This window comes from Streptomyces sp. NBC_00683 (assembly GCF_036226745.1).
In the GTDB taxonomy this organism is placed as follows: domain Bacteria; phylum Actinomycetota; class Actinomycetes; order Streptomycetales; family Streptomycetaceae; genus Streptomyces.
On sequence record NZ_CP109013.1, the window covers coordinates 1,350,805 to 1,376,164 of the forward strand.

A 25,360-nucleotide genomic window follows, 5' to 3' on the forward strand; every position below is an offset into this window, starting at 1 on the left:
GCGCTCACTCGGGCGCCGTCACCTCCGCGTACGCGGCGTCGCGCACATCGGCCACCGGGTGCTGGCGCAGTGCGCGCAGCTGGGTCCGCCAGGGTCCCGTCCAGTCGGTGCGCCGTCCTGCCGCCGCGGTGATCGCGGCGGCGAACAGCCCTTCGGCCGGCCCGCCGCTCCCGGTGAGCCGGCCGGCGACGGCGAGCAGGACGTCCGTGTCACCCGCCCCGGAACGGTTCACATCACCGATCCGGCCGCCGAGCGTCCGTGCGATCCGGGCGGCCTGGACCGGCCGCCCTTCGAGCAGCCCGGCCAGCCGGACGAGCTCTCCGTGCAAGGCGTCGGCGCCGGTGTCCGGATCGACGGCGCAGACCAGCAGCCGGGCCGCCTGCGGTACGAAGTCCCTGTGGTGCGCGAGCGTGTCCCCGGCCGCCGCGAGCAGAGGGCGCGCCGAGACCCGCCGGGTCACGTCCGGCGCCGTGAGGGCGTCCACCGCGCGGACGATCCGCTGCCGTGCGGGCCGGTCCCGCTCGGCTCCCGCGTCGTCCGCGGTGTCGTTGGTGGACAGGGCGAGGAGCGCGCAGTTCAGCGCGACGGCGGCTTCCCCGCCTGCCATGGCGGCGCCGACGAGCGCGTCGGTGGCCGACTGCCAGGTGCCGCGCCGGCCGAGGTCGCTCACCGCGTCCACCAGCACCTCGCACGCCCCGGGCGCCCAGGGCACCCACTGGGCCAGCGCCCGGTGGGCGAGGGCTGCCAGCTCCTCGTCGTCGGTCGCGCACACCTCCTGCACCAGCCGGGCATAGCGCGGCCGGTGCTGCGCGGGCAGCCGGACCGGGTCGGCCCGCAGGACGGCGGTACGCAGGCGCCGCTCACCGCGCGCCGCGTCGGCCATCACCTCCCACATCGCCTCGTCCCCGAGCAGATCCGTACCGAACGCCACGCAGACGGCCCGCACGTCGGGGTGCTGGTCCGGCATCGCGTAGGCCTCGGCGAGGACCTGTGCGGCCTCGGCGGAGGGCAGCCGGGTCGCGGCGAGCCGGACCATCTCCTTGCGGCTGGTCACCTTGCCGGTACCGGGTGCCGTCCGCTCCCGCAGCAGTACGGCAAGTCGCGAGGGCCGCACGTGCCGGGAGGCGCGGCTCGCAGCGAAGACCGCTACCCGCGCCTCGTCGTCACCCAGGCGTGCGAGCAGGTCGGGCAGCACGGCGGCGGGGCGGTCCGTGCGGGCCAGTGCCGCGAGCGCCGCCTCGGCGAGCACGACGTCCGAGGACGCGAGCCATCCGCGTACGGCGTCGGCCCCGGTCTGCGGGATGCCGGCCAGCTGCTCGATCGCCGCGGTCCTGGCGTACAGGGGAAGCTTCTCGTCGTGGGCGGTCCGCTCCAGTGCCCGCGCCGCGGCGCTCTGCTGCTCGGGAGTCCAGCGGACGACGTCCGCGCCGACGGGCACGTGCCACGGCTGCCCAGGGGTGAGGAACCTTCCGTACGGCGGGCTCTCGCCGAGCACCCGGTTCAGGAGGTCCGTGCGCCGCCGGGTGAGGACGCCCATCACCTCGGGCAGCGCGGCGGCGGAGGGTTCGCGTGCCAGGATCCGCTCGACGCGCTCGTCACGGTGGGCGGACGGCTCGAGCCACAGGCCGATCGCGGTGCGTGCGGTGCCCGCGCTCCCGTACCGGACCGCCTGCCACAGCAGTTCCTGCAGCTCCGGCATGCCTGCGGCACGGCGTCCGACGGCGCGGGTCAGTGCGAAGACGAGGGCGTAGTCGGCCTTCTCCGCACCCGCTTCCAGCCAGGGCCGCAGGGCCTCGAACACCGTGTGCTCCTGCCCCCGCCGAAGCGTGCGGTCGAGCCTCCCCAGGCCCGCGTCACCGGCGTTCCCGTACAGCCGTACGAGGGTGCGCAGCGCCCAGTTGAGCAGGGCGCGCCTGCCGGTGGTGGCGTGCTCGCGCAGGACGCGCAGGGCGAGGCCGCTCAGGTGGCCCCGGGTGTGTTCGGAGGAGTCTCGGGCCTCGACCGCGTCGGTGGCTATCCGGTCCAGCAGCGGTTCCACCTCGTCGGTGAAGAGCGCGGGCGGAGTGGCGAGGAGCGCGAACAGTGCGGCGGCCCTGACCGGATCCCGTTCCGACCGCAGGCGGAGCATGTCCTCCAGGACGGTGGCGACGGCTGCCGGGTCGCCGGAGCGGCCCGCGTTGCGTATGAGCAGCGGCCAGGCTTCGGCACGGTCCTCGGCGGCGGGCCGGTGGGTCGCCGCCAGCAGGCGCTCCCGCACCTCCGCGACCGGCAGGAACGACTCCGCCAGCAGGACGGTGCTCCAGTGCCCGCCGCGCGTCCTCGCCCGGTCGGCCATGCGCCGGGCCGGACCCGCGACATGGCTGCGGGGCAGTTCGCCGAGGAGTACGGCGTCCACCGTGATGACGGAGTCCTCTCCCTGCCCGGCGACGACCGCGTCGTGGAACGCGCCGCGACGGGACGGCGGAAGGGCGCGGACGAGGCGGTCGAGGACACCGCCGTACTGCAGCACGTGCCGGCCGTACTCGGTGAGGAGCGCCTCGGGAGCCGTGTCGGCCAGGCGCCGCAGAAGCGTCCCGCTGAGGGCGCCGCTGCGGGCGATCGCGAAGCTGTCCGGTCCGCGGAGCAGCTGGACCGTCCGGGCCGGGTCGGCCGAGGCGAGGACGCCCAGCCTCTTGCGCAGCGGGGTCGGGAGGTTCGTCGGGCCGTGGCGTTCGAGCAGGTCGAGTACGCGGTGGGGCAGCCGCTCCGCGGCCGTGGCGACCGCGCGTTCGTGCCCGCAGCCCTGCCACCATGCGTCCCGCATCGACTCGGGCATGGCGGCGAGGTCCCGTTCCGCCGCGTCGAGGAAGGGGCCCGGATGGTGGCGTCCGAGGGCGGCCCAGCCGGTCACCGACGGGAACAGGCCGGGCAGGAGCCGGTTCACCGTCGCTGTGGAACAGCCCCGGAGCAGCCGGGCGGCCTCGGCGTCGCCCCACCTCTCGCGCAGCGGCTCGATCAGCCGGTCGGCGAGCTCCGTGCGGCGGTCGGTGACGACGGCCTGCAGGAGCCGGCGGCGTACGGCGGCCGGGGCATCGGCCAGCGCCGTCTCGTACGCCGTGTCCGGTACGCCCGCGGAGAGTGCCGCCCGCAGGGCGTGCCCCCGCACGAAGGAGTCCTCGTCGCCGATGCGGGCGGCCAGCCAGTCACGGTCGCCGCCCACGGCCGCGGCGACGACAGCGAGCCCGCGTTCGTAGGGTCCCCCGGTCTCCAGCTCCTCCAGGACGGGACGCAGCACACCGTCCGCGGTGAATCGCCGGGCGTGCGCCGCCAGTTCTCTCATGCGCTGGGGATGGGCGAGGCAGTCCACGGCGTCGAGGAGCGCGCAGACGAGGGCGACTGGCCGGGCGTCGGTCATGCGGCGATTGTGCCGTGCGAGGCCGGGCTGACCCCATGGGTTTACGGAACGTACTCTTTGCCGGGTGAAGCCAGTGACGCGTCTTGTTCTTTTCGGTGCGCCTATCGCCATCGCCGTTTCTATTCTGTTCAGCAGCGGCGACTCCGAGCTGCCCCCGAGCTCCCCGCAGCCGACCGGAACCGCCGGGACCGCCGGGACCGCCGCGCAGACGGAGAGCCCCGGCCTGAGCGCCGAGAACGACGAGAAGATCGCCGGACTGCCGCCCGGGCTCGCCGCTCCGGCCATGAAGGAGATCGCCTCCCAGCTGGTGGGCAGCGCCGAGGCCTCGACCCTGGACTGGCGCAGCCAGTACGGGGCGATCGAGGACGTCGGTGACGGCACCGGCTACACCGCGGGAATCATCGGTTTCTGCTCCGGTACGAACGACATGCTGCAACTGGTCGAGGCGTACACGAAGGACGATCCGGACAATCCGCTCGCCCCGTTCCTCGCGGCGCTGCGCGAGGTGGACGGCACGGATTCGCACGAGGGCCTGGACCCCGGCTTCACCGACGCGTGGAAGGCGGCCGCCGAGGACCCGGCGTTCCGCACGGCTCAGAACACGATGCGGGACAAGCTCTACTTCGAACCCGCGGTGCGACTGGCGAAGCTGGACGGTCTCGGCACCCTGGGGCAGTTCATCTACTACGACGCGATGGTGCTCCACGGGCCCGGCGTCGAGGCCGACGGCTTCTACGGCATCCGGGACGCCGCGATGGCCTCGGCGGACACGGCGGCGGAGGGCGGCGACGAGGCGGAGTACCTCGGCGCGTTCCTCGACGAGAGCCGGTCCGCGATCCGGGCGCGGAAGGTCCAGCGCGACACGACCCGGATCGACACCGCGCAGCGGGTGTTCCTGCGGGAGGGCAACCTCGAGCTGAAGAAGCCGCTCGTGTGGCAGGTGTACGGCGAGACGTTCCGCATCCCGTAGGCGCGGGCTCCGGGCCGTCAGCCCTCGGCGCGGCGGCCTCTGCGGAGCCGCTCCCGCTCCTTCTCCGAGAGCCCGCCCCACACGCCGAAGCGCTCGTCATGGGCGAGGGCGTACTCCAGGCAGGCCAGCCGTCCCTCGCAGGCGTTGCACAACTGCTTGGCCTCACGGGTCGAACTGCCGGGAGCCGGAAAGAAGAACTCGGGTCCTGCCTGGGCGCACAGCGCCGTCTCCTGCCAGGAGAGCGCGTCGTCGGTCATCATGGTGTTGATCGGCATGGGGCACACGGTGCCCCACGCCGATAAACAAGTGATCAATGAACCATCAACGAACTCCGCGACCGCCGGTTCCGGTCAGCTCGGCGGCATCGGCGCGGGCTTGATCACCGCGAACGCCGCGCCCGCGGGATCGGCGAGGTTGGCGATCCTGCCGACGTTCTCCACGTCCATGGGCGCCAGGGTCACGCGGCCGCCCAGCCGTTCCGCGTCGGCGAGCGTCGCGTCGACGTCCTCCACCGCGAAGTACGGGAGCCAGTGCGGCCCCGCGACCGCCTCGCTGGGCACGTCGTCGATCTGCACGAGCCCGCCGAACGAGGAGTCGGCGCCCGCACTGCCGGCGGGGCGGACCATCGTGTAGGAACCCCCGGGGTACGTCATGTCCTCGGTCTCCCAGCCGAAGACCGTCTTGAAGAAGGCGGCGGCCGCGGGCACGTCCGGGGTGTAGAGCTCGGACCAGATCAGCGAACCCGGCTCCATGATCATGTCCAGGCCGGTGTTCGTGCCCGGCTGCCACACGCCGAAGTACGCGTCGGCGTTGTCCTTGAAGCCGCCCATGCGGCCGTAGTCGAGTACATCCATCGGAGGGAACGCCGCGGACCCTCCGGCCTTCTCCACCGTCCGGGCGGTGGCATCCGCGTCGGGGGTCTGGAAGTAGACGGACCAGGCGGGCTTCCCCTGGTCCTCGGGCACGGTCATGACACCGGCGACCGTCTTGCCCCGCAGCTGGTACATCCCGTACCCACCGGTCTCGGGGCCACCGGGCACCAGCTCCCAGCCGAAGAGGCCCTGGTAGAAGGCCGTGGCCGCGTCGAGGTCGGGTGTGCCGAGGTCGGTCCAGTTGGGGGCGCCGGTGACGAATTCGGGGTCGAGCATGGTGTGCTCCTCGGGCGAGTCGGATGTCTCGCTCGCCCATCGTGCGGGCATTTCCCTGACCCGCCGAGTCTTGCACCGGGCACTGACAACCGCAGCCCGCGCAGGGCGACCGGGTACCCGCCCCCTGCCCCCGGTCCCGTTGCGCGCCCGGCCGGACCGGCCGTGGACGGCTTCGGGTCCGGCCGGGCGCCAGTGGGTGTCAGCGTGTGACGCCGAGCGCCGGAAGCACCGTTTCCGCCACCCGGTAGGCCTCCTCCAGCAGCGGGTTCCCGGACAGGATGAAGGTGTCGACGCCGAGGTCCTCGAACTCCTTGAGGCGTTCGACGACCTGGGCCGTCGAACCGACGACCGCCGTGCCGGGGCCCGGCCGGAACAGGCTCATGCCCGGCCACATGTTGGGGTGCGTCTCCAGTTCCCGCGCCCTGGCCGGGACCTTGCCGCCGTGCTGGCGGAACTGACGCTGCCAGCCCACCCCGTCCTCGTCCGCCCGGTCGCCGAGCTGGCGGGCGTACGTCGCCTCGCTCGTGACGTCCAGCAGCCGGTCGGCCGCCGCCCATGCCTCGTCCTCCGTGTCGCGGACGATCAGGTGGAGACGCAGCCCGATGCGCAGGGTGCGGCCGTACGCGGCCGCCCGCGCCCGTACCCGATCCAGCTTCTCCTTCAGCAGGTGCGGCGGTTCGCCCCAGGTGAGGAAGACGTCGACGTGCTCGGCCGCCATCTCGATGCCGGGGGCGGACGAGCCGCCGAACCAGAGCGGGATGTGCGGGTCCTGGACGGGCTTCAGCTCACGGAACGAGGCGCCCGCGTTCTTCAGGTCGTAGAAGCGGCCCTTGTGGTCGAAGACCTCTCCGGCCGTCAGCCGTTTCACGATCGACCAGTACTCGGCGCTGAGTTCGTACCGTTCGTCGTGCTCCACGTGGAGTCCGTACTCCTGGAGCGACTTCGTGGAGCCGTTGACGACGTTGAAGCGCAGCCGGCCGCCGAAGAGCTGGTCGAAACTCAGCGCCATCTTGGCCAGCAGCGTGGGCGAGATGAGTCCGGGGTGAACCGCGAGCAGCGGTTTGAAGCGGGTGCTGGTCGAGGCGGCGAGGGCGCTGCCCAGCGGCCAGACGTCGTACAGGTCGGTGGCGAGCAGGGCACCGCTGTAGCCGAGCTGCTCCACGGTTCCGGCGAGCCGGCTGAGGTAGCCGAGGTCGGCGGTCCGCCGCCCTTCCGGCTCCCAGGGGTACGCGCCTTCGCGCGGGATGATGTACCAGAGGACTTCGGTCGCCATGCCGCTCAGGCCGCCTTCGTGCCGGAGGCGGAAGCGGCGCCGGCGGCCGCGGTGTCCGCGTGGGCCCGGGCGGTGGCGACATCGACCGGCCGGTCGATGAACCCGGTGCGGTGGAAGATGTCCGCGGCTTCCTGCTGTTCGGCGATGAACGCGTCGCTGACGGACTCGATCTTCCACGGCAGGGCGCGCAGGGCGGTCTCCCAGTCGTCGGCGCTCCCGCCCAGGTCGGCGGCGGCGATCTCGGCCGCGGCACGGGGGTTGGCGGCCGCCCAGTCGTCGGCGCGCTGGAGGGCGCGGGTGAGGGCGTCGATGATCTCCGGCCGGTTCTCGGCGAGTTCGCGCCGGGTGAAGAAGACGGACCGGTCGGTGATCACGTCACCGGTGGCGACGAGGGTGCGCAGCCCTCCGGTCCTGCGCGCGGCCGCCAGCTGCGGTCCCTGGGCGACCCATGCGGCGATGTCCCCGGAGCGCAGCAGCTGTTCGCTGTCGTCGGTGCTGCGGACCGCGGTGATGTCGTCGGCGTACGAGAGTCCGGCGTCGTCCAGGGCCTTGGCGATCAGATGGGTCTGCCAGGACCCGATGGCGAGGTGGACGGTGGTGCCCCTGAGGTCGGCGACCGTGCGGACGGGGCTGTCCACCGGGACGAGGAGCGCGCCGTGCTCGGGGCGCGGGGCGGACACGGCGGTGTAGACGAGGTCGTGGCCGGCCGCCTGCGCGGTGACCGGCGGGGTGGATCCGGTGCCGCCGAAGTCGATGACGCCCTGGGTGAGGAGCTCACCGGTGCGGACCCCGTTGGTGTACGGGTGGAAGGAGACCGTCTCACCGAGAGCGGCCAGCTCCTCCTGGGCGATGCCGAGGCGGGAGAGGTGGTAGAGGTGGAAGAGGGACGGGTTGCTGCTGTGGACACCGATGGTGATGGTCATTCAGATCACTCCGACTTCGGCAACTTCGACAGGGGCGGGGGCAGGGGACGGCGACGGGGCGGGGACGGCATCGACGCCGAGGTCGTTCAGCAGTCGGCGGCGCAGTGCCGCGAACGCGGGATCGCCGGGGTCCCGCGGCCGGTCGACGGCGACGGTCTCGTCGGTGACGAGCTTCCCGTCGCGGAGCACGGCGACGCGGTCCGCGAGCCGTACCGCCTCGTCGACATCGTGGGTGACCAGGAGGACGGCGGGGCGGTGCTTGCGGCACAGCTCCCCCACCAGGTCCTGCATCTTCAGCCGGGTCAGGGCGTCCAGGGCGGCGAACGGCTCGTCCAGCAGGAGCAGTTCGGGCTCACGCACCAGCGCCCGGGCCAGTGCCACGCGCTGGGCCTCGCCGCCGGAGAGAGTGGCGGGCCAGGCGTCCGCGTGCCGTTCCAGGCCGACTTCGGCGAGGGCCCTGAGCCCGTGGGCGGAGCGGCTGCGCGGCAGGGCGACGGTCACATTGGCGAGGACCTTCTTGGACGGCACGAGGCGGGGCTCCTGGAAGACGATGGTGCGGGCCTCGGGGACGAGCACCTCTCCCCCGTCGGCGCCGTCCAGTGCTCCCAGGATGCGGAGCAGGGTGGTCTTGCCGCTGCCGCTGGCACCCAGCAGGGCGACGAACTCGCCCCGGGCGATGTCGAGCCGGAGGCCGTCGAGCACGGCCCGGGTGCCGAAGACCCGGCGCAGTCCGCGTACCCGTACGGCGGGCCGCTGTGTTCCGTCGGTCATCGTGTCCCTCCTTGCGGGGAGCGCCAGGGCATCAGGACGCGTTCCAGCAGCCGTACGACGATGTCGGCGGCCAGGCCCAGGAGGCCGTAGATCAGGATGCAGACGGCGAGGATGTCGGTGCGTGCGTAGCTCTGTGCCTGCGACATCAGATAGCCGATGCCCGCGGTGGCGTTGATCTCCTCGGCGGCGATGAGGGCGATCACGCTGAGCGTCATGGACAGCCGCAGCCCGGCCAGGAGGGACGGCAGGGCCCCGGGCAGGACGACCTCCCGCACGATGGCGAGCCTGCTCATCCCGAAGCTGCGCATGGCCTCGACGAGCTTGGGATCGGTGTTGCGCACGCCGCTCGACGTGGACACGTACATCGGGAAGGTGGTGGCGACGGCGATGAGCAGGATCTTGGCCGTCTCGTTGATCCCGAACCAGACCATGAACAGGGGGACCAGCGCGAGGAAGGGGATGGTGCGCAGGGTCTGGAGCGAGGAGTCGAGGAGCTCGTCGCCGAGCCGGGTGAATCCGGTGGTGATACCGAGGACCAGCCCGGCGGCGAGCCCGAAGAGCAGGCCGATTCCGGACCGGGTCAGGGAGGTGGTGAGCGCGTCGGGCAGCTGCCCGTTCCCCCACAGCTCCCCCACGGCCCGCAGTACTTCGGCGGGCGACGCCAGCACGTCGGGGGTGAGCAGCCCGGTGGCCGAGGCCACCCACCACAGGGCGAGCAGGGCCACCGGTCCCAGCGCGCGGACGGTCAGGGCGAAGGGACGGCTGCGCGCTGTGCGGAGTTGGGGCCGGGGGGCGACCAGGTGCTCGGTGCCGGCCGCTTCGGAGACCGCGCTCATGTCAGCTTCTCGACGTCGAGGAGGTGCGCCGCGACGTCGACCTGTCCCTTGGTGACCTTCTGCTCGGCGTAGAAGGCGGCGACGGCCTCGAAGCGTTCGATGTCCTCGGGGCCGATCGGGTCGACCGTGCCGCCCTTGGCGATGATCGCGGTCTGCACCTCTTGGGCCTTGCCGGTGACGGCGGTGGGGCCGACGTCGGTGAAGACGTTCAGATAGGCGGCGGGATTCTTCTTCTGGCGGGCGCTGGCGTCGTGGAGGTACGTGTAGAGGGCCTTGACGATCTCGGGGTGCTTCTCGGCGAAGCCCGTACGCACCGCGTTCAGGCTGTAGTTGTCGGAGCCGATGGCGGCGCCGTCGGCGAGGAAGTGGGCCTTGCCGCTGCCGATCTCGGCCACGGCGTAGGTGGCCCAGACGGCCCAGGCGTCGACCTTGCCCGCGTTGAACACGGCGGCGGTCTGGTCGGGGCGCAGATAGACCCGCTCGACCTTGTCCGCCGGGATGCCGGCCTTGGCGAGGGCCTTGAGCAGCAGGTACTCCCCGGTGCCGCCCTGGTTGACGGCGACCTTCTTCCCCACGAGACCGGCGACGGAGTCGATGCCCGAACCGTTCTGGACCAGGATTCCCTCGCCCGTCGCGTCGGGGTCGACGGCGGTGAAGAACTTGAAGCCGGGGCGCTGGGCGAGCGAGGTGACGCCCGAGGTGATGGAGCCGGTGGCGAAGTCGAGCTGGTCGGCGTTCATGGCCTGGGCGGCCGGCGCGAAGGGGCCCGCGCTGCCGGTCCACTCCACCTTGGCGCCGGCCTTGCCGAGGGCCTTGTCGAGGCTGCCGTCCTTCTTGCCGACGGCGAGGACTCCGGAGTTGCCGGGGTCGGGAATGCGCACGGTGACGGTGCTCGCGGCGCCGGATCCGCTGTCGGCCTCGGACGTGCCGCAGGCGCTGAGGGCAAGGAGCGCGGTGACCGTGAGGAGTGCGGGGGCGAGGGCCGTACGGCCCGGTCGGTGCGAGTTCATGGTGACAGTGGTCCTCGGGGTTCGGGGGTGGACGTGGGGACGGGGTGGAGCCGGGCGAGGGCTGCTGCCCTGCGCAGCGGTGCGGGGTCGGCCCACGCCGTGACGTCCACGGGCTCCGGGAGGAAGCCGTGGGCGCGCAGCGCGGTCTCCTGCTCGGCGAGCAGGCCGAGCCGCTCGGCCGACAGGTCGGGGTGCAGGGTGAGATGGGTGCCGGGGCGGTAGGCGCCCGCGACTCCGTCGGCGCCCGCCCCGGTCTCGGCGCCGAGGATGCGGTCGACCTCGGCGGGCTGTCCGGTGGCCCAGTCGGCCGCTCGGAGCAGGACGGCGAGGAAGCGGTCGACGAGCCCGGGGTGGTCGTCCAGCAACTGCTGGTGGACGGTGATGGGTCGGGGCGTTCCGTTGTTGACACGGAACCGGCGGTCGGGCAGCTCGTCGAGTTCCACGGCGACCTCGGCCCCTGTCCTGCGGGCCGCTTCGACGGCCAGGGCACCCTTGACGTACACCGCGTCCACGTCGCCTCGCCGCAGCGCGTCGAGTTCGGCGGCCCACTGTCCGTGGTGCCCGTCGGCGGGGACGTCGACGAGTGCGGCGTCGTCCAGGGTCAGACCGGCGGACCCGAGAGCGCCCTCGAACCCGCGCAGCGCCATGGCCCGCCAGAAGTCGATGGCCAGGGTGTGGGAGGGCACCGCGAGCCGCAGTCCGCGCAGGGCGCCGGCGCCCCTGATCCCGGATCCGGGGGCGACCAGTACGGCCTGGCGTTCCTCGATCCAGGTCAGACCGATCAGCCGGGTCCGCTCACCACGCGAACGGGCCCACAGGGCGGGCACGTTGCCGCCTTCCCGGAACAGTCCCGGCAGGGCGTGGGTGAAGTGGGCGCCGCGGTCGGCGTCGGGGTCGGCGTCCTGGAGGGAGCGCACGGCGATGCCGTCGGAGGCGAACTCGTCGCTGAGCCACTGCCGGTCGGCGGCGATGCCGGTCGCGGTGGGTACCGGACAGCGGGTGAACCAGAGGGTCCTGGGCAGGACGGCGGAACGCGTCATGGGATCTTCCCGAGGGGTCGGCGAAGCAGGAGGGGCGCACGGGCGCGGCGTCCGGAACCGGCACGGGCCGCGGGGAACGCTCCGGAAGGAACACCGGATGCGGCGGGGCGGGAGAGCGGCCGGCCCCGGTCGGCGTGAACGCCGGCCAAGAGGTGAAGGGGCTGCGGGGGTTCAGCGACAGGCGGCGCTGGAGACGCGTGCCAGGTCGATGTGACGGCGCAGCGTGAGGGCGAGCCGGACCGGAGCCGTGGTGCCCGGGGTCGTGGCGCGGGGGCCTGCCATGGCACTGCTCCTTTCCGTTCGCCGGTGGTGAGGGCTGCAGCCTGCCACGGGCCTGCCCGCGCTCACAACTGGCTTCCCACCATGTGGGATTGACTGTGAACAGAATGTTTCACGGTCCCGTTCGGCCCTCTCTTCCCTCCCGTAATGTGGCAACCATGGGGGCCTCGCGGGCCCCGTCCCCCCACACGCGAGCGGAGAGTGGAACGACATGACCGAGGCCGCGGCGGTGCGCGCATCCGGCGGAGCCCAGGCGGTGCTGCGTGCGCTGGACGTCCTGCACTGCTTCCACGACAACGGCCCCGACCTGAGCGCCTCCGACCTTGCCCGGCGACTGGAGCTCTCCGTCTCCACGGCCCACCGCCTGGCCCGCACCCTCCTCGGCGCGGGCTTCCTGGAGCAGGACGCGCGCACATCGCGCTACCGGCTCGGCCCCGCGGTGACCGAGCTGGGCCGGCTCTCGTACCACCAGCGGGGGCTCCATCTGGCCGCCCCCGAGCTGACCGACCTGGCGGAGCGCACCGGGGCGACGGCCGACCTGGCGCTGCGCAGCGGCCCGCACGCGGTGATCGTCGCCGGCGGCTCGGTCACCCCGCACACGGGGCTGCGCAGGCCGCTGCACTCGACAGCGCTGGGCAAGGTCCTGCTGGCCTGGGCTCGGCCGGGCGAGGGCGGACCGGCCGCACTCCCGCCCCTGCGCGCCTTCACCGACCGTACGATCGTGGAACCCGCACTGCTGCAGGCCGAGTTGACGCGCGTACGGACCCAGACGTACGCACTCAACGACGGGGAGTCGGCGCTCGGGGTGCGCACCCTGGCCGTCCCCGTGCTGGACGGCTCCGGCCACGCGCGCTTCGCGCTCGCCGTGCGCGCCACCCCGTCCGTGATCACGGACGAACGGACGGACTGGTTCCTCGAACAGGCACGGTCCTGTGCGCGCGCGCTGGAGGTGCTGCTGCTGACGCCGGCCGAACGCAGGCCGCCCGCCCCGTGATGGAAGGCTCCGGCACCTGCCCGTGCGACGATGTACCCCGCCCGGGAAGGTGACGCGCACTCGGTCACCGAGGGGCTGCGGGACAGAAAGACTGCGGGACAGAAGGACCTACATGACACAGGCCGGACCCACGGGCGCGGACGCGCCCACGGGAAGAGCCGCCCGTGAGCTGCTCGAGGACGCGGACCGGCTCGTCACGACGGCCCGCGCGGTCCTGGACGACCACGCCCGGGCCGTCGACAGCGCACGCACCGCGCTGGTCCCCCTCCTCGACTCCCTCGTCGGCCGGGAGCTGGCCGCCATCCCCCTCGCCCGGCTCGGGGACGTCACCGAGGGCCGGCTGCGGCTCGGCGCGCTGGAACAGGCCGGGTATCGGACGGTGGGCCAGGTCCACGACACCGGGCGCTACGAGCTCCGCCAGATCCCCGGTGTCGGGGCGCAGACGGCGGACCGGGCACTGGCAGCCACCCGGCAGATCGCGCACGCGGTCCGGGACACCGTCGCCGTACGGATAGACGTGGATGCCTCGGACGCGGCCACGACCGCGCTGCTCATCGCCCTGCACCGGCTCGTCGAAGCGGGTCCCGACGCGCGCCGGGCCACGACCGCCGCCCGGCGGCTGGCCACGGAGCTGGAACCGCCGCTCGCGGCTGCCGCACCGGCCCGCAGCCGGCTTCGCATGCTGTTCGCGGGACGGGCGGCCCGTGCCCAGGTGCTGGCGGCCGTCGCCTCCGTACGGTGCGCCGTGGAAGCGGCGGCCACGCGCGAACTGCGGCTGCTGTTCGGGCAGGTGTCCGTCGACCTGCTGCGGGGACCCGCGTCCGAGGCCGAGGCATGGGTCGATTTCGAGCTGCGGTCGGCCGAGTACTACAGCCTGCTCGCCGAGATGTCCGCCGCCGGACCCGACCGGGACGCCGCCGAGGGCTTCCTGCCCGCGGGGATCGCGGACCGGGTACGCGGACTGCGGCTCGACGACACACACCTGAGGGTGTCGCTGCGCGGCTACCAGTCCTTCGGGGCGCGTTTCGCCCTCGCCCAGAAACGGGTGATCCTCGGGGACGAGATGGGGCTCGGCAAGACCGTCCAGGCCATCGCGGCGCTGGCCCACCTCGCGGCACGGGACGAGACCCACTTCCTGGTGGTGTGCCCGGCGAGCGTACTGATCAACTGGAGCCGGGAGATCCGTGCCCGCTCCACTCTGCGCGCCGTTCCGGTGCACGGCCCCGAGCGGCTGGACGCGTTCGCCGAGTGGCGCGAGAAGGGCGGCGTCGCCCTGACGACGTTCGACGCGCTGTACACCCTGCCGGCGGGGCCGGCCTGCGGGGTCCGGCCCGGCATGGTGGTGGTCGACGAGGCGCACTTCGTGAAGAACCCCGCCACCCGGCGCTCCCGTGCCGTGACCGGTTGGACGGGCCACACCGAACGGGTCCTGTTCCTCACCGGTACCCCGATGGAGAACCGCGTGGAGGAGTTCCGCAGCCTCGTGCGCCAGCTGCGGCCCGAACTGGCGCCGTCCGTCACCACCACGCACGGCATCGCCGGTTCGCACGCCTTCCGCAGGGCCGTCGCGCCCGCCTATCTGCGGCGGAACCAGGAGGACGTCCTGAGCGAACTCCCCGCGCTGGTCCAGGCGGACGAGTGGGAGGAGTTCTCGGCAGGCGATCTCGAGGCGTACCGCGAGGCGGTCGCCGCCGGGCACTTCATGCGGATGCGCCGTGCCGCGTACGCACGTCCTGAGACCTCGGCGAAGCTGAACAGGCTGTGCGAGCTGGTCACGGAGGCCGCGGACAACGGGCTCAAGGTCGTCGTGTTCTCGTACTTCCGCGACGTGCTCCGGACCGTCGGGGAGGCTCTGGGCGACGGTGTGTTCGGTCCGGTCTCCGGGAGTCTCCCGGCCGCGCGCCGGCAGGAGCTGGTCGACGCGTTCGGCGCGGCGGACGGGCACGCCGTCCTGCTGAGCCAGATCCAGGCCGGCGGGGTCGGGCTGAACATGCAGGCGGCCTCGGTGGTCATCCTGTGCGAACCGCAGATCAAGCCCACGATGGAGCACCAGGCCGTGGCCCGGGCCCATCGCATGGGGCAGATACGGACGGTCCAGGTGCACCGGCTGCTCGCGGCCGACAGTGTCGACCAGCGCATGCTGGAGATCCTTGCGCGCAAGGACCGCCTCTTCGACGCGTACGCGCGCCGCAGCGATGTCGCCGAGGCGACGCCCGATGCCGTCGACGTGTCGGACGGGGCGCTCGCCCGGCTCATCGTCGAGGAGGAACAGCGGCGTCTGACGGCCTGATGGGCCGTCGGGTGGTGTCCGGGGCTCAGTGCTCGTGGGCGTCCGCCGCGCCGGCCGCGTGGTGCGGCGGGTCGTAGCCGGGGACCGTGCCGTCGGCCTTGGCGACCAGGAACAGTCCGGCCATCCCCATGTCGGAGTGGCTCTGGACGTGGCAGTGGTACATCCAGGCGCCGGCTCCCACGTGTTCGCCCGCGATGACCTGGAAGCCGAACGAGTCGGCGGGCCCGCAGATCTTCGTGTCGACGACCCTGCTCGGGTCCTCGGGGCCGGTGAGCAGCCCGGTCCTGTTGTCCGCCCAGCGGTGCCCGTGGATGTGGAACGTGTGGTAGTACTCGCCGTGCGTGATCATCACGACCTCGACCCGGTCGCCCACCGTGGCCTCGAAGTTCGGGCTCTGGTGGGCGGCCTTGTTGTTGATCGTCATGTCGTTGAAGACGATCGTGAGCGTCTTGTCCGGCAGGATGTCTCCCTTGCGCCGGACGACGAGAGGTCCGTAGAGCCCCTTGCGGATGCCGCCCGTGCCGTGATCGGTGCCGACGACATGGTCGTGGTAGTGCCAGTAGCCCGCGCTGCCCGCCTGCCAGGTGCCGTCCTTCCGGCGGCCCGGGGCGTGGGTGCGCCAGGTGTACGTGCGGGTGCCGCCCGGTTCGACGTGGCTCCGGTTCATCCGGGTGCCGTCGCTCGCGATGTCGTAGTCGACGCCGTGCACGTGGAGGCTGGCGTCGACGTCCGTGGTGTTCTCGAACTCGATGTGCAGGGTGTCGCCCTCGGTGATCTCGATGAGCGGTCCCGGAATCGAGGCCTTGCCCTTCTCCAAGCCGTAGCCCATCGAGCCGTCCGCCAGCTTCTCGGCGTACAGCTTGAGGTGGCGGACGGCTCCTCCCGCAGGGGCGGTCCTCGGCGGGTTCTCCGCCGAGCTCGCCTGGACCGCGCCGAGTGACATCGATGTCACCCCGGTCGCCGCCGCCACTCCGCCGCCCACCAGCATCCGCCGGTTGAAGGTCCTTCGGTCCATGTCGAACTCCCCACTGCGATACGGAAACTGACGTGCTGTTCCCCGGGACGGCCCACACCGTAGCTGTGGGAACCATGTTTATCCACACTCAGGACAAAGTTCGTTCGATTGCTGCCATACCTATTGGCGAGTCGCGAAAAGAGGTCTAGCTTCGTGCGCTGTTGCAGTGACCACAGAGTTGCAGTGACCAGAGCAGTGACCAAAGAGGGGTGGGTGACCACATGCAGCGCACACCACATCACAGGTCCAGATCGCGGCACGGCCTCGCGGCAGCGGTGGCGGCCGGCGCACTGACCGCGTCCCTGCTGGGGGGCAATGCGGCCAGCGCCAGACCCTATCCGGACCCAGGACTCAAGGAACGCGTGGCGACAACGTTGTCTCTGCCCTCACCGCCGGGCGGGGCCGACGTCAAGGTGCTGGTCTTCCACGCCTCGGCGGTCGAGGAGTCGCCGACCGTCGACGCGGGGATCGCGGCCATCGAGACGATCGGGCTCAGCGGCCCGGAGGCCGGGCGCTTCAGGACCGTCGCCACCGACGACGCCGCGGTCTTCACCAACGGCAAGCAGCTCGGCAAGTACAACGCGGTCGTCTTCCTGACGGGCGGCGGCGATGTCCTGGACCCGGAGCAGGAAGCGGGCCTCGAGGCGTACATGGAGGCGGGCGGCGGTTTCCTCGGCATCCATGACGCGGCGCGCACCGAGCCGTACTCCGACTGGTTCACGGGCCTGGTGGGCGCCCGTCCCTCGGCGGACAGCCCGGCGAACGTCCAGCGCGCCACGGTCGAGATCGGGGATCGCCGGCACCCGGCGACGAAGAACCTCCCGCTGGAGTGGAAGCGCCCCGACAAGTGGCTGAACTGGAAGGACAATCCGTCCGGCGACGTGCACACCGTGGCCCGCGTCCGCGAGATCACGTACACGCCCGGCGCGAGCGCCAACGGCTGGGACCACCCGGTCTCCTGGTGCCGCGACTACGACGGCGGCCGGTCCTTCTACACGGGCATGGGCGGTACGGTCAGCAGCTTCGCGGAGACGGACTTCCGCGACCACCTGCGGGGCGCGCTGGCCTGGACGAGCCGCACCTCCCAGGCGGACTGCAAGGCGACCATCGACGCCAACTACACGGCCGAGCGCCTCACCCAGCCCAACCAGCCGGGCCAGAACGACCAGATCGGCGAGCCGCACGGCCTGGTCACCGCCAAGGACGGCCGGGTCTTCTACATCGGGCGCGGCGGCGCCGACGGTGACCAGCCGGTCGTCACGGACTGGAACAACCCGGACATCGGCAAGGGCCAGGGCGAGATCCACGTCTACGACCCGGCGACCAAGAAGGTCACCCTCGCGGGCAAGCTGACCGTCTTCGGCAACAAGGGCGGCGGCGACGAGTTGGTCAAGGTGGAGGAGGGCCTGCTCGGCATCGAGCTGGACCCGGACTTCGCCACCAACGGCTGGGTGTACCTGCACTACACACCGCACGCGAAGATCGACCGCGACAAGCAGATGGCGGTGCGTCAGGTCTCGCGCTTCACCTTCGACCCGGCCACGAACAAGCTGGACCTGGCGTCCGAGAAGGTGCTGCTGCACTGGCCGGTCCAGATCCACAGCTGCTGCCACGCGGGCGGCGGCCTGGCCTGGGACTCGAAGGAGAACCTCTACATCGCCACCGGGGACAACAACTCCTCCGGTTTCAGCGACGGTTACTCCGGTAACAACCCGCAGCCGAACTACAAGGGCGTGTCGTTCGCCGATGCCCGCCGCACCGCGGGCAACACCAACAACCTCAACGGGAAGATCCTGCGGATCCACCCCGAGGACGACGGCACCTACACCCTGCCGGAGGGCAACCTCTTCACAGGCAAGGAGCCGGACGAGGGCGGCGGCAAGACCCGCGGCGAGATCTATGTGATGGGTGTACGCAACCCGGCCCGGATCTCCGTCGACAAGGCCACCGACACGCTGTACGCGGGCTGGGTCGGCCCGGACGCAGGCTCCCCCAGCACCACGTGGGGTCCCGCCAAGTACGACACGTTCGCCGCCATCACCAAGGCCGGCAACCACGGCTGGCCGTACTGCATGGGCAACAAGCAGCCCTACCGGGACCGCAACCTGCCGGATCCCACCAAGCCGCTGGGCTGGTACGACTGCGACGCCCCCAGGAACGAGTCGCCGAACAACGACGGCCTCGTGAAGCTGCCGCCGATCACGTCCAACACCATCTGGTACTCGCCCCAGGGCGGCGGCGTGGACTACCCGCGCGACGCCAACGGCATCCCGAGCTACAAGGTGGCCGACCAGAAGCAGCTCCTGCCCTGGCTCAAGGGCGGCGGCCAGGCCACGATGAACGGCCCGGTCTACCGCTACGACGCGACGAGCACGAGCGAGGCCAAGTGGCCCTCGTACTGGGACGGCAAGTGGTTCGTCGGTGACTTCTACGACGACACCCAGCCGCGGCACGCCGTGCTCACCGACCCGAAGACGGTCGGCAAGGGCGGCACCCCCACGCACGCCGAGTCCCTGAAGAAGATCATTCCGGTCGGTGCGGAGGGTATCCGCAACCTCATGGACTGGAAGTTCGCCCCCGACGGTTCGCTCTACGTCCTGGACTACGGGCGCGGCTTCTTCACCTCCGACTCCAAGTCCGCGCTGTGGCGCGTGACGTACAAGGGCGGCGGCCCGACCCCGGCCGCCTCCGACCTGGCCAGGAAGGCGGCAGCGCAGTGAGACACCCTTCACTCCTCGCGCGACAGCGGTACGGACCCGCCCGGTTGTGGCTGGCCCTGCTCGGCTCGTTCCTGATGGTCCTGGGGCTGACGTCGACGGCCGCCTACGGGCGCGAGGACGACCGGCCCGCGGCCGCGGCCGACCAGGTACTCAACTGGACCGCGGGCGATCCCATCGACCACTACCTGTCGGCGCCCAAGACCGCGGTGGCCGGCCCGGCGACCATCGTCTTCGAGAACAGCACCGCCACGGGCAACACGACGGGCATGCCGCACACCCTGACCTTCAGCGTGTCGGACGTGGAGTTCAACAACGACGTCCCGTTGAACATCCTGGCCAACCCGAGTGACAGCTCGGGCGGCAAGCACAGCGTCGAGGTCACCCTCACGCCCGGCCGGTACTTCTACCACTGCACCATTCCCGGCCACGGCTCGATGCAGGGCATCCTCACCGTGACCGAGGGCGGCGGCGGTGAGGACACCACCGCACCCGAGACCTCCGCGACGGTGGACGGCGACAAGAACGCCGACGGCGCGTACATCGGTCAGGCCACCGTCACCCTGGCGGCGACCGACGCGGATTCGGGCGTGGACACCGTCGAGTACGCGATCGGGGCCGACGGCGCCTGGCAGCCGTACACGACGCCCGTCGTGGTGAACGAGGTGGGGACGCACACGGTCCGCTACCGCGCCACCGACAAGTCCGGCAACGCGGCAGCCGAGAAGTCCGTCGACTTCGCGGTCGCGGCACCGCCCACCGACGACGAGACACCGCCGGAGACCTCGGCGACCGTCTCGGGCGAGAAGGACGACGCGGGCGCCTACCTGGGCATGGCCACGGTCACCGTGACCGCGTCCGACACCGGGTCCGGCGTCAACACCATCGAGTACGCGATCGGGGCCGACGGCGCCTGGCAGCCGTACACCGCACCCGTGATGGTGCACGAGGTGGGGACGCACACGGTCCGCTACCGCGCCACCGACAAGTCCGGCAACGCGGCAGCCGAGAAGTCCGTCGGCTTCACGGTCGTCGAGCCGCCGTCGCAGGACCGGACACCGCCGGAGACCTCCGTGGCGGTGGAGGGCGACAAGAACTCGGACGGCGCGTTCATCACCGGCGCCAAGGCCACGGTGACCGCCACGGACGCCGACTCGGGCGTGGAGAAGACCGAGTACTCGCTGGACGGGGGCCCGTACCTCGCGTACACCGCGCCCGTCATCGTGGACCGGGTCGGCTACCACACCTTCGCCCACCGGGCGACGGACAAGGCGGGCAACACCTCCGCGGCGAAACAGGTGTCGTTCACCATCGCCGAGAGCGGCGGAGTCCCTGCGCCCAACTGCCCCGAGTACGACGAGCGGCTCACCGTCATCGTCGGCACGGTCGACACGGGTGTCCCCAACCGGGTCACCGGGAACCGCTGCACGATCAACGAGCTGATCGAGGACGAGAAGGACTGGTCCTCGCACGCGCTGTTCCTCAAGCACGTCGACAAGGTCCTCGACAAGCTGCTCGCCGACGGGGCGATCGACGCCCGCGAGCACAAGAAGATCTACCGGGCGGCCAAGCAGTCCGGCATCGGCAGGCCGGGCCAGGACGAGGGCTACCGCAAGCTGTTCGACGGCACCGCGGAGTCCCTGTCCAAGTGGCAGCACGTGGGCGGCGGGAAGTTCGGGCTCAACGCGGAGGAGGGGTCCATCACCAGCTCCACCTCGGTGGACGGGATGGGAATGCTGTGGTTCCCGGCCCGCCAGTACGGCGACTTCTCGCTGAAGCTCCAGTGGCGTGACGACGCTCCCGGGGCGGGCAACGCCAACGGCGGGGTGTTCGTCCGCTTCCCGGACGTCCATGACAACCCGGAGGAGTCGCGCCCGGAGTGGGTCGCCATCAAGTACGGCCATGAGATCCAGGTCAACGACCGGCCCGACGGCGACATGTACAAGACCGGGTCCGTCTACGGCTTCGACCGCGTGGGTCTCGGCGGCGCCGGGGTCACACCCAAGGGCACCTGGAACGACTACGAGATCCGGGTGGTGGACCAGCACTACTCGGTCTACCGCAACGGTGTCCTGCTGAACGAGTTCGACAACACCGGAGGCCAGCTCTTCGAGCCGCCGCGGGGCGACGACCCGGGCACCGACGGCCGGCGTTACAGCACCGGTTACATCGGGCTCCAGGTCCACAGCACCACGGACGTCATCTCCTACCGCGACATCCGCATCCAGGAGCTGTAGCACCGGGGAGTACTCAGGAGGCCGCGGCCGCATGCTCAGGCATGTGGCCGCGGCCTCCGGGGTGCCGGTGGCGCCACACCCAGAACACGGTGCAGGACACCAGCGACCAGGCCGCGAGCACCAGATACGGGAAGACGAACTGGTGGCCCTGGTAGTAGACCGCCGTGTGCTGGGCGTTGACCGAGGCACCCGGCGGCAGCCAGCGGCCGATGTGCCCGAGCAGCGAGGGCAGCAGCGGCCAGGACACCGCGCCGCCCGACGAGGGATTGCCGAGCAGCACCATGACACCCCAGGTGGGGATCATCGCCCAGCGCCCCATGAGGGTGTTGAACATGGTGAAGACCATGCCCGAGGTGAACATCGTGAACGACAGGATCAGCCAGGACTGGACGAACGGCAGGTCCACCGCGCCCAGTCCCCAGTCCACGACGGCCGCGATGGCGAAGCCGCCCAGGAGCGAGTAGCCCAGGGTGAACGCGATGCGCTCCAGCGGGTTCAGCTCGCGGGCGTGCACGCTGAGCTGGATCGCCCCGACGAAACCGATGATGACGGCGGCCAGCGAGATGTAGAAGAGGGCCAGCCCCCGCGGGTCACCCTTCTGCAGGGGCTTGACGTCCGTGACCGTGAGCGGGATGCCGAGGGTGTCCGCGACCTTGACCCCGGTCTCGGCGAGCAGTTCCGCGACGGTGGCGCCGGACGCCGCGGCGACGTCCATCGCCACCCCGTCGCCGACCGTCCGCAGGATCACGAAGACCTTCTGTTCGTCCAGCGCCTGGTGCGCTTCGGCCAGGGTCCCGTACCTGTGCAGTTCCAGGGAGGTGTCGAGCGCCTTCTCCATGCCGTCGACGAACGCCCTGCCGCGCGCCACGTCGGCGCCGCTGAGCACGGCGGCCGGAATCCGGTGCGGGGTGGGGTTGGCCATCGCGTAGGTGTAGGAGCCGGCGAAGAGTCCGGCCGCGGCGGCCAGGATGAACAGCAGGACCAGCGCCGGGAAGTACGGCGACTGCTTGTACGCCTCCCACTTCTCGCGCCGCGTCGGGGGCCTGCCGTGCGCTCCGTGCTCCGCCGTCTGTCCGGCGTTCATGCCTCGTTGCCGTCGTCGTGCCGGGCGCGGCTGGGCTGCACCCGCTTCGGTTCGCCGGGCATCTTCGGGTACTCCGGCGGATAGGGCAGATCGCCGAGCTTGTGCTCCTGCTCGTCGCGCGTGGCCAGCTCCAGCAGCTTGTCGAGCCGGAAGGCGTGGTCGTCCATGTCGGCGTGCAGGTCGCCCACCTCGGCGAACCGCACGGGCATGGTCCGGATGTCGAAGTCGCGCGGCTCGGCGTCGTCGATCTCCTCCCAGCGCAGCGGAGCGGAGACCGGGGCGTACGGACGGGGGCGTACGGAGTAGGCGGAGGCGATGGTCCGGTCGCGGGCCGTCTGGTTGTAGTCGACGAAGATCCGCTCGCCCCGCTCCTCCTTCCACCACGCGGTGGTGACCCGGTCCGGCATACGGCGTTCGAGTTCCCGTCCCACGGCGATCGCGGCACGCCGGACCTGGGTGAAGGTCCACTCGGGCACGATGGGCACGAAGACGTGGATGCCGCGCCCGCCCGAGGTCTTGGGCCAGCCGCGCAGCCCGTGGTCGTCCAGGACGGACCGCAGTTCGTGGGCCGCCCTCACCGCATCGGCGTAGTCGGTGCCGGGCTGCGGGTCGAGGTCGATGCGCAGCTCGTCGGGATGGTCGGTGTCGGCCCTGCGTACCGGCCAGGGGTGGAAGGTCAGAGTCCCCAGGTTGGCCGCCCAGAGGACGGCGCCGAGCTCGGTGGGGCACATCTCGTCGGCGTGACGGCCGCTCGGGAATTCGATACGGGCGGTGGGGGTCCAGTCGGGGAGGTTCTTCGGCGCACGCTTCTGGTAGAAGAAGTCGCCCTCCACACCGTCCACGAAGCGCTGGAGGGTGGTCGGCCGCTCGCGGAGGGCGCGGAGGATCCCGGGCCCCACGGCCAGGAAGTACTCGGCCACGTCCCTCTTGGTGTAGCCCTTCTCGGGGAAGTACACCTTGTCCGGATTGGACAGCCGTACGGGCCGTCCGTCCGCTTCCAACTCCACCGCTGCTCCCATGTCGGCCACCGTAGGCCGGGCCCACATATGCCGCATATCGGGAGACGCGCTCCGCGGGACGGTCCAGAATCGGTCCATGGACCTGCCCGTGATGCCTCCTGTGAAACCGATGCTCGCCAAGTCCGTGTCCGCCATTCCCCCGGGTATGCAGTACGAGGCGAAGTGGGACGGCTTCCGGGCGATCGTGCACCGGGACGGCGACGAGGTGGTGATCGGCAGCCGGTCCGGAAAGCCGCTGACCCGCTACTTCCCCGAGCTGGTCACGGCGTTGCGGGAGAACCTCCCGCCCCGCTGTGTGATCGACGGGGAGATCGTGGTGGCGCACGGGGGGCGGCTGGACTTCGACCGGCTGAGCGAACGCATTCATCCGGCCGATTCGCGGGTGCGGATGCTGGCCGAGCAGACGCCGTCGAGCCTGGTGGCCTTCGACATCCTCGCGCTGGACGACCGGTCCCTGCTGAGCACGGTGCAGAGCGAACGGCGGACCCTGCTGGAGACGGCGCTCTCCGGTGCGTCCGCCCCCGTCCACCTCGCTCCGGCCACCACGGACCCCGCCGTCGCCCAGGAGTGGTTCGAACGGTACGAGGGCGCGGGGCTCGACGGCGTGGTCGCCAAGCCGCTCGACCTGCCCTACCGGCCCGACGTCCGAGCGATGTACAAGATCAAGCATGCCCGGACCGCCGACTGCGTGGTGGCGGGCTACCGCTTCCACAAGAGCGGCCCCGTGGTGGGATCCCTGCTGCTGGGGCTGTACGACTCCGAGGGTGTGCTCCAGCACGTCGGGGTCTGCGCGGCCTTCCCGATGAAGCGGCGCGCCGAACTCGTCGAGGAGCTGGAGCCCCTGCGCATCGACCCCGCCGAGCACCCCTGGGCGGCTTGGGCGGACGCGGCCGCGCACGAGGGGTCGAGGCTGCCGGGGGCGCCGAGCCGCTGGTCGGGCAAGAAGGACCTGTCCTGGGTGGCGATCGGCCCCGAGCGGGTCTGCGAGGTGGCCTACGACCACATGGAGGGCGACCGTTTCCGCCACACCACCCAGTTCCGGCGGTGGCGGCCGGACCGCACCCCCGCCGGCTGCACCTACGAACAGCTGGAGGAAGTGGTGCGGTACGACCTGTCCGAGGTGCTTCCGGCCGGCTGACGCTCAGGCGGTGGGCGTGGCGCAGGGTTCGTCCGTGGGCGCGTCGGAGGGCGTCGTGGTGGGCGAGGGGCCGGGCTCCGCGGACTCCGTCGGGCAGCCCGGCTGGGAGGTGCTGGGGTCCGGGTCCGGTGACGTACTCGGGTCCGTGGTCGGGTCGGGTGACGTGCTGGGATCCGGATCGGTGGTCGGGTCCGTGGGCCCGGTGTCGGTCGGGTCGGGGCTGGGGCCCGGGTCCGTCGGGGAGCCGCTGGGGTCCGGGGTGGCGGAGTCCGAGGGTGACGGTCCGGGCGAGGTCGAGGGACCGGGTGTCCGGGTGGGCTGCGGGCCGATGATGATGCCGCCGTCGTCGTCCGGGCGGCCGGGGCCGCCGACCGGGGCCTTGGGCGGGGTCGGGCCGCCTGCTCCGGGGCTCCTGGGGATCACACCGCTGCCGTCGGCGACGGGATGGGTGCCCTTGCGGTAGAACTCCAGCCAGGACAGCACCGTGCGCAGATAGGTGTCCGAGTGGTTGTAGCTGAGGATCGCCCGGTCGAGGTCCCCCCGCACCGACAGGTTGCGCGTCCCGGCACAGAGGTAGTGCCCGGCGGCCAGTGCGGCGTCGAAGATGTTGTTGGGGTCCTTGCGCCCGTCGCCGTTGCCGTCCTTCGCCCAGTGCGCCCAGGTGGATGGGATGAACTGCATCGGTCCGACGGCCCGGTCGTAGCGGGTGTCGCCGTCGTACGCACCGCCGTCGGTGTCCGGGATGTCGGCGAAGCCCGCACCGTTGAGGACGGGGCCGAGGATCGGGGAGAGCGTGGTGCCCCGGGCGTCGACCCGCCCTCCGCGCGCCTGCCCCGACTCGACCTTGCCGATCGCCGCGAGCAACTGCCAGGGGAGCCGGCAGCCGGGGTCGGTACGGCCCAGCGAGCTCTCGGACCTGCGGTACGCGGAGAGGACCGTCGCCGGAATGCCCGCTTCGGCCCAGGCCGGTACGACGACCGGGTTCGGCTTCGTGCCGGACCTGGGCGGCTCGGGCGTCTTCAGCGGCGGCAACTCCGTGTGGTAGCTGTCGTCGTTGGGCACCTGGGTCCAGACCACGTCGTCCGCTGCCACCGGCTTGTTGTCGTCGGCCCCGCCGACGAGCCCGGGTGCCTGGGACGCGGTGAGCGCGGCCATGGCGGCAACGGCCGTGGCCGTGCCGGTGAGTCCGCGGCGCATTGTTCCGTTGAACCTCATGCGTGCT

The 25,360-nt window shown here is 71.7% G+C and carries 20 protein-coding genes; 6 read left to right on the forward strand and 14 right to left on the reverse strand.

The features are described 5' to 3' along the window. Positions 1-4: 4 nt before the first annotated feature. Entirely contained in the window at positions 5-3,394 is a 3,390-nt protein-coding gene (locus OG257_RS06020) for a hypothetical protein (protein ID WP_329205400.1), read from the reverse strand. A 73-nt stretch (positions 3,395-3,467) separates the two neighbouring features. Here OG257_RS06020 and OG257_RS06025 point away from each other — a divergent pair, with 73 nt between their 5' ends. Next, positions 3,468-4,364 (forward strand): chitosanase, encoded by an 897-nt coding sequence (locus OG257_RS06025; RefSeq protein ID WP_329214931.1) that lies wholly within the window; start codon positions 3,468-3,470, stop codon positions 4,362-4,364. Positions 4,365-4,381: 17 nt separating this feature from the next. Here OG257_RS06025 and OG257_RS06030 read toward each other — a convergent pair whose 3' ends face one another. The 9 genes from OG257_RS06030 to OG257_RS06070 all read right to left on the reverse strand — a co-directional run bounded on the left by OG257_RS06030 (position 4,382) and on the right by OG257_RS06070 (position 11,647). Beyond that, on the reverse strand, positions 4,382-4,639 hold the full coding sequence (locus OG257_RS06030; RefSeq protein WP_329205401.1) for a WhiB family transcriptional regulator: 258 nt from the start codon (positions 4,637-4,639) through the stop codon (positions 4,382-4,384). 75 nt (positions 4,640-4,714) lie between these two features. After that, positions 4,715-5,512 (reverse strand): VOC family protein, encoded by a 798-nt coding sequence (locus tag OG257_RS06035; RefSeq protein WP_329205403.1) that lies wholly within the window; start codon positions 5,510-5,512, stop codon positions 4,715-4,717. A gap of 199 nt (positions 5,513-5,711) precedes the next feature. Beyond that, entirely contained in the window at positions 5,712-6,785 is a 1,074-nt protein-coding gene (locus OG257_RS06040) for an LLM class flavin-dependent oxidoreductase (RefSeq protein ID WP_329205405.1), read from the reverse strand. 5 nt (positions 6,786-6,790) lie between these two features. Then, a complete protein-coding gene (locus OG257_RS06045) occupies positions 6,791-7,708 on the reverse strand; it encodes an ABC transporter substrate-binding protein (protein WP_329205406.1) in 918 nt (305 codons plus the stop codon). Continuing rightward, a complete protein-coding gene (locus OG257_RS06050; RefSeq protein WP_329205407.1) occupies positions 7,709-8,479 on the reverse strand; it encodes an ABC transporter ATP-binding protein in 771 nt (256 codons plus the stop codon). After that, positions 8,476-9,315 carry an ABC transporter permease gene (locus tag OG257_RS06055; protein WP_329205408.1) on the reverse strand — a complete coding sequence of 280 codons (840 nt, stop codon included), beginning with the start codon at positions 9,313-9,315 and terminating at the stop codon, positions 8,476-8,478. The genes OG257_RS06050 and OG257_RS06055 overlap by 4 nt, the downstream gene beginning before the upstream one ends. After that, a complete protein-coding gene (locus tag OG257_RS06060; RefSeq protein ID WP_329205409.1) occupies positions 9,312-10,325 on the reverse strand; it encodes an NrtA/SsuA/CpmA family ABC transporter substrate-binding protein in 1,014 nt (337 codons plus the stop codon). Before OG257_RS06060 ends, OG257_RS06055 begins: the two co-directional genes overlap by 4 nt. Beyond that, complete coding sequence (locus OG257_RS06065; protein WP_329205411.1) at positions 10,322-11,365, reverse strand: ABC transporter substrate-binding protein; 1,044 nt, start codon at positions 11,363-11,365, stop codon at positions 10,322-10,324. The genes OG257_RS06060 and OG257_RS06065 overlap by 4 nt, the downstream gene beginning before the upstream one ends. A gap of 171 nt (positions 11,366-11,536) precedes the next feature. Then, positions 11,537-11,647 (reverse strand): putative leader peptide, encoded by a 111-nt coding sequence (locus tag OG257_RS06070; RefSeq protein ID WP_329205412.1) that lies wholly within the window; start codon positions 11,645-11,647, stop codon positions 11,537-11,539. A 208-nt stretch (positions 11,648-11,855) separates the two neighbouring features. Between OG257_RS06070 and OG257_RS06075 the strand changes: the two genes are divergently transcribed. Continuing rightward, positions 11,856-12,638 (forward strand): IclR family transcriptional regulator, encoded by a 783-nt coding sequence (locus OG257_RS06075; protein WP_329205413.1) that lies wholly within the window; start codon positions 11,856-11,858, stop codon positions 12,636-12,638. A gap of 112 nt (positions 12,639-12,750) precedes the next feature. Further along, a complete protein-coding gene (locus OG257_RS06080) occupies positions 12,751-14,928 on the forward strand; it encodes a DEAD/DEAH box helicase (protein ID WP_329205415.1) in 2,178 nt (725 codons plus the stop codon). Positions 14,929-14,953: 25 nt separating this feature from the next. Here the strand turns inward: OG257_RS06080 and OG257_RS06085 are convergent, their stop codons facing one another. Next, complete coding sequence (locus tag OG257_RS06085; RefSeq protein WP_329205417.1) at positions 14,954-15,943, reverse strand: multicopper oxidase domain-containing protein; 990 nt, start codon at positions 15,941-15,943, stop codon at positions 14,954-14,956. A gap of 221 nt (positions 15,944-16,164) precedes the next feature. Between OG257_RS06085 and OG257_RS06090 the strand changes: the two genes are divergently transcribed. Next, positions 16,165-18,663, forward strand: a complete 2,499-nt coding sequence (locus tag OG257_RS06090) for a ThuA domain-containing protein (protein WP_329205419.1) — start codon at positions 16,165-16,167, stop codon at positions 18,661-18,663. Beyond that, positions 18,660-20,897, forward strand: a complete 2,238-nt coding sequence (locus OG257_RS06095; RefSeq protein ID WP_329205420.1) for an OmpL47-type beta-barrel domain-containing protein — start codon at positions 18,660-18,662, stop codon at positions 20,895-20,897. The genes OG257_RS06090 and OG257_RS06095 overlap by 4 nt, the downstream gene beginning before the upstream one ends. 13 nt (positions 20,898-20,910) lie before the next feature. Here the strand turns inward: OG257_RS06095 and OG257_RS06100 are convergent, their stop codons facing one another. Together OG257_RS06100 and ligD are read right to left on the reverse strand one after the other, a co-directional pair. Then, positions 20,911-21,981, reverse strand: coding sequence for an ABC transporter permease (locus OG257_RS06100; protein WP_329205422.1), 1,071 nt, complete (start codon positions 21,979-21,981; stop codon positions 20,911-20,913). Beyond that, positions 21,978-22,988, reverse strand: a complete 1,011-nt coding sequence (gene ligD, locus OG257_RS06105; protein ID WP_329214933.1) for a non-homologous end-joining DNA ligase — start codon at positions 22,986-22,988, stop codon at positions 21,978-21,980. The genes OG257_RS06100 and ligD overlap by 4 nt, the downstream gene beginning before the upstream one ends. Positions 22,989-23,076: 88 nt before the next feature. Between ligD and OG257_RS06110 the strand changes: the two genes are divergently transcribed. Beyond that, positions 23,077-24,138: an ATP-dependent DNA ligase gene (locus OG257_RS06110; RefSeq protein ID WP_329205423.1), complete on the forward strand. Its 1,062-nt coding sequence runs from the start codon at positions 23,077-23,079 to the stop codon at positions 24,136-24,138. 3 nt (positions 24,139-24,141) lie between these two features. On the opposite strand, the gene OG257_RS06115 is transcribed toward OG257_RS06110, so the two are convergent. Next, positions 24,142-25,353, reverse strand: a complete 1,212-nt coding sequence (locus OG257_RS06115; RefSeq protein ID WP_329205424.1) for a lytic transglycosylase domain-containing protein — start codon at positions 25,351-25,353, stop codon at positions 24,142-24,144. Positions 25,354-25,360 lie beyond the last annotated feature (7 nt).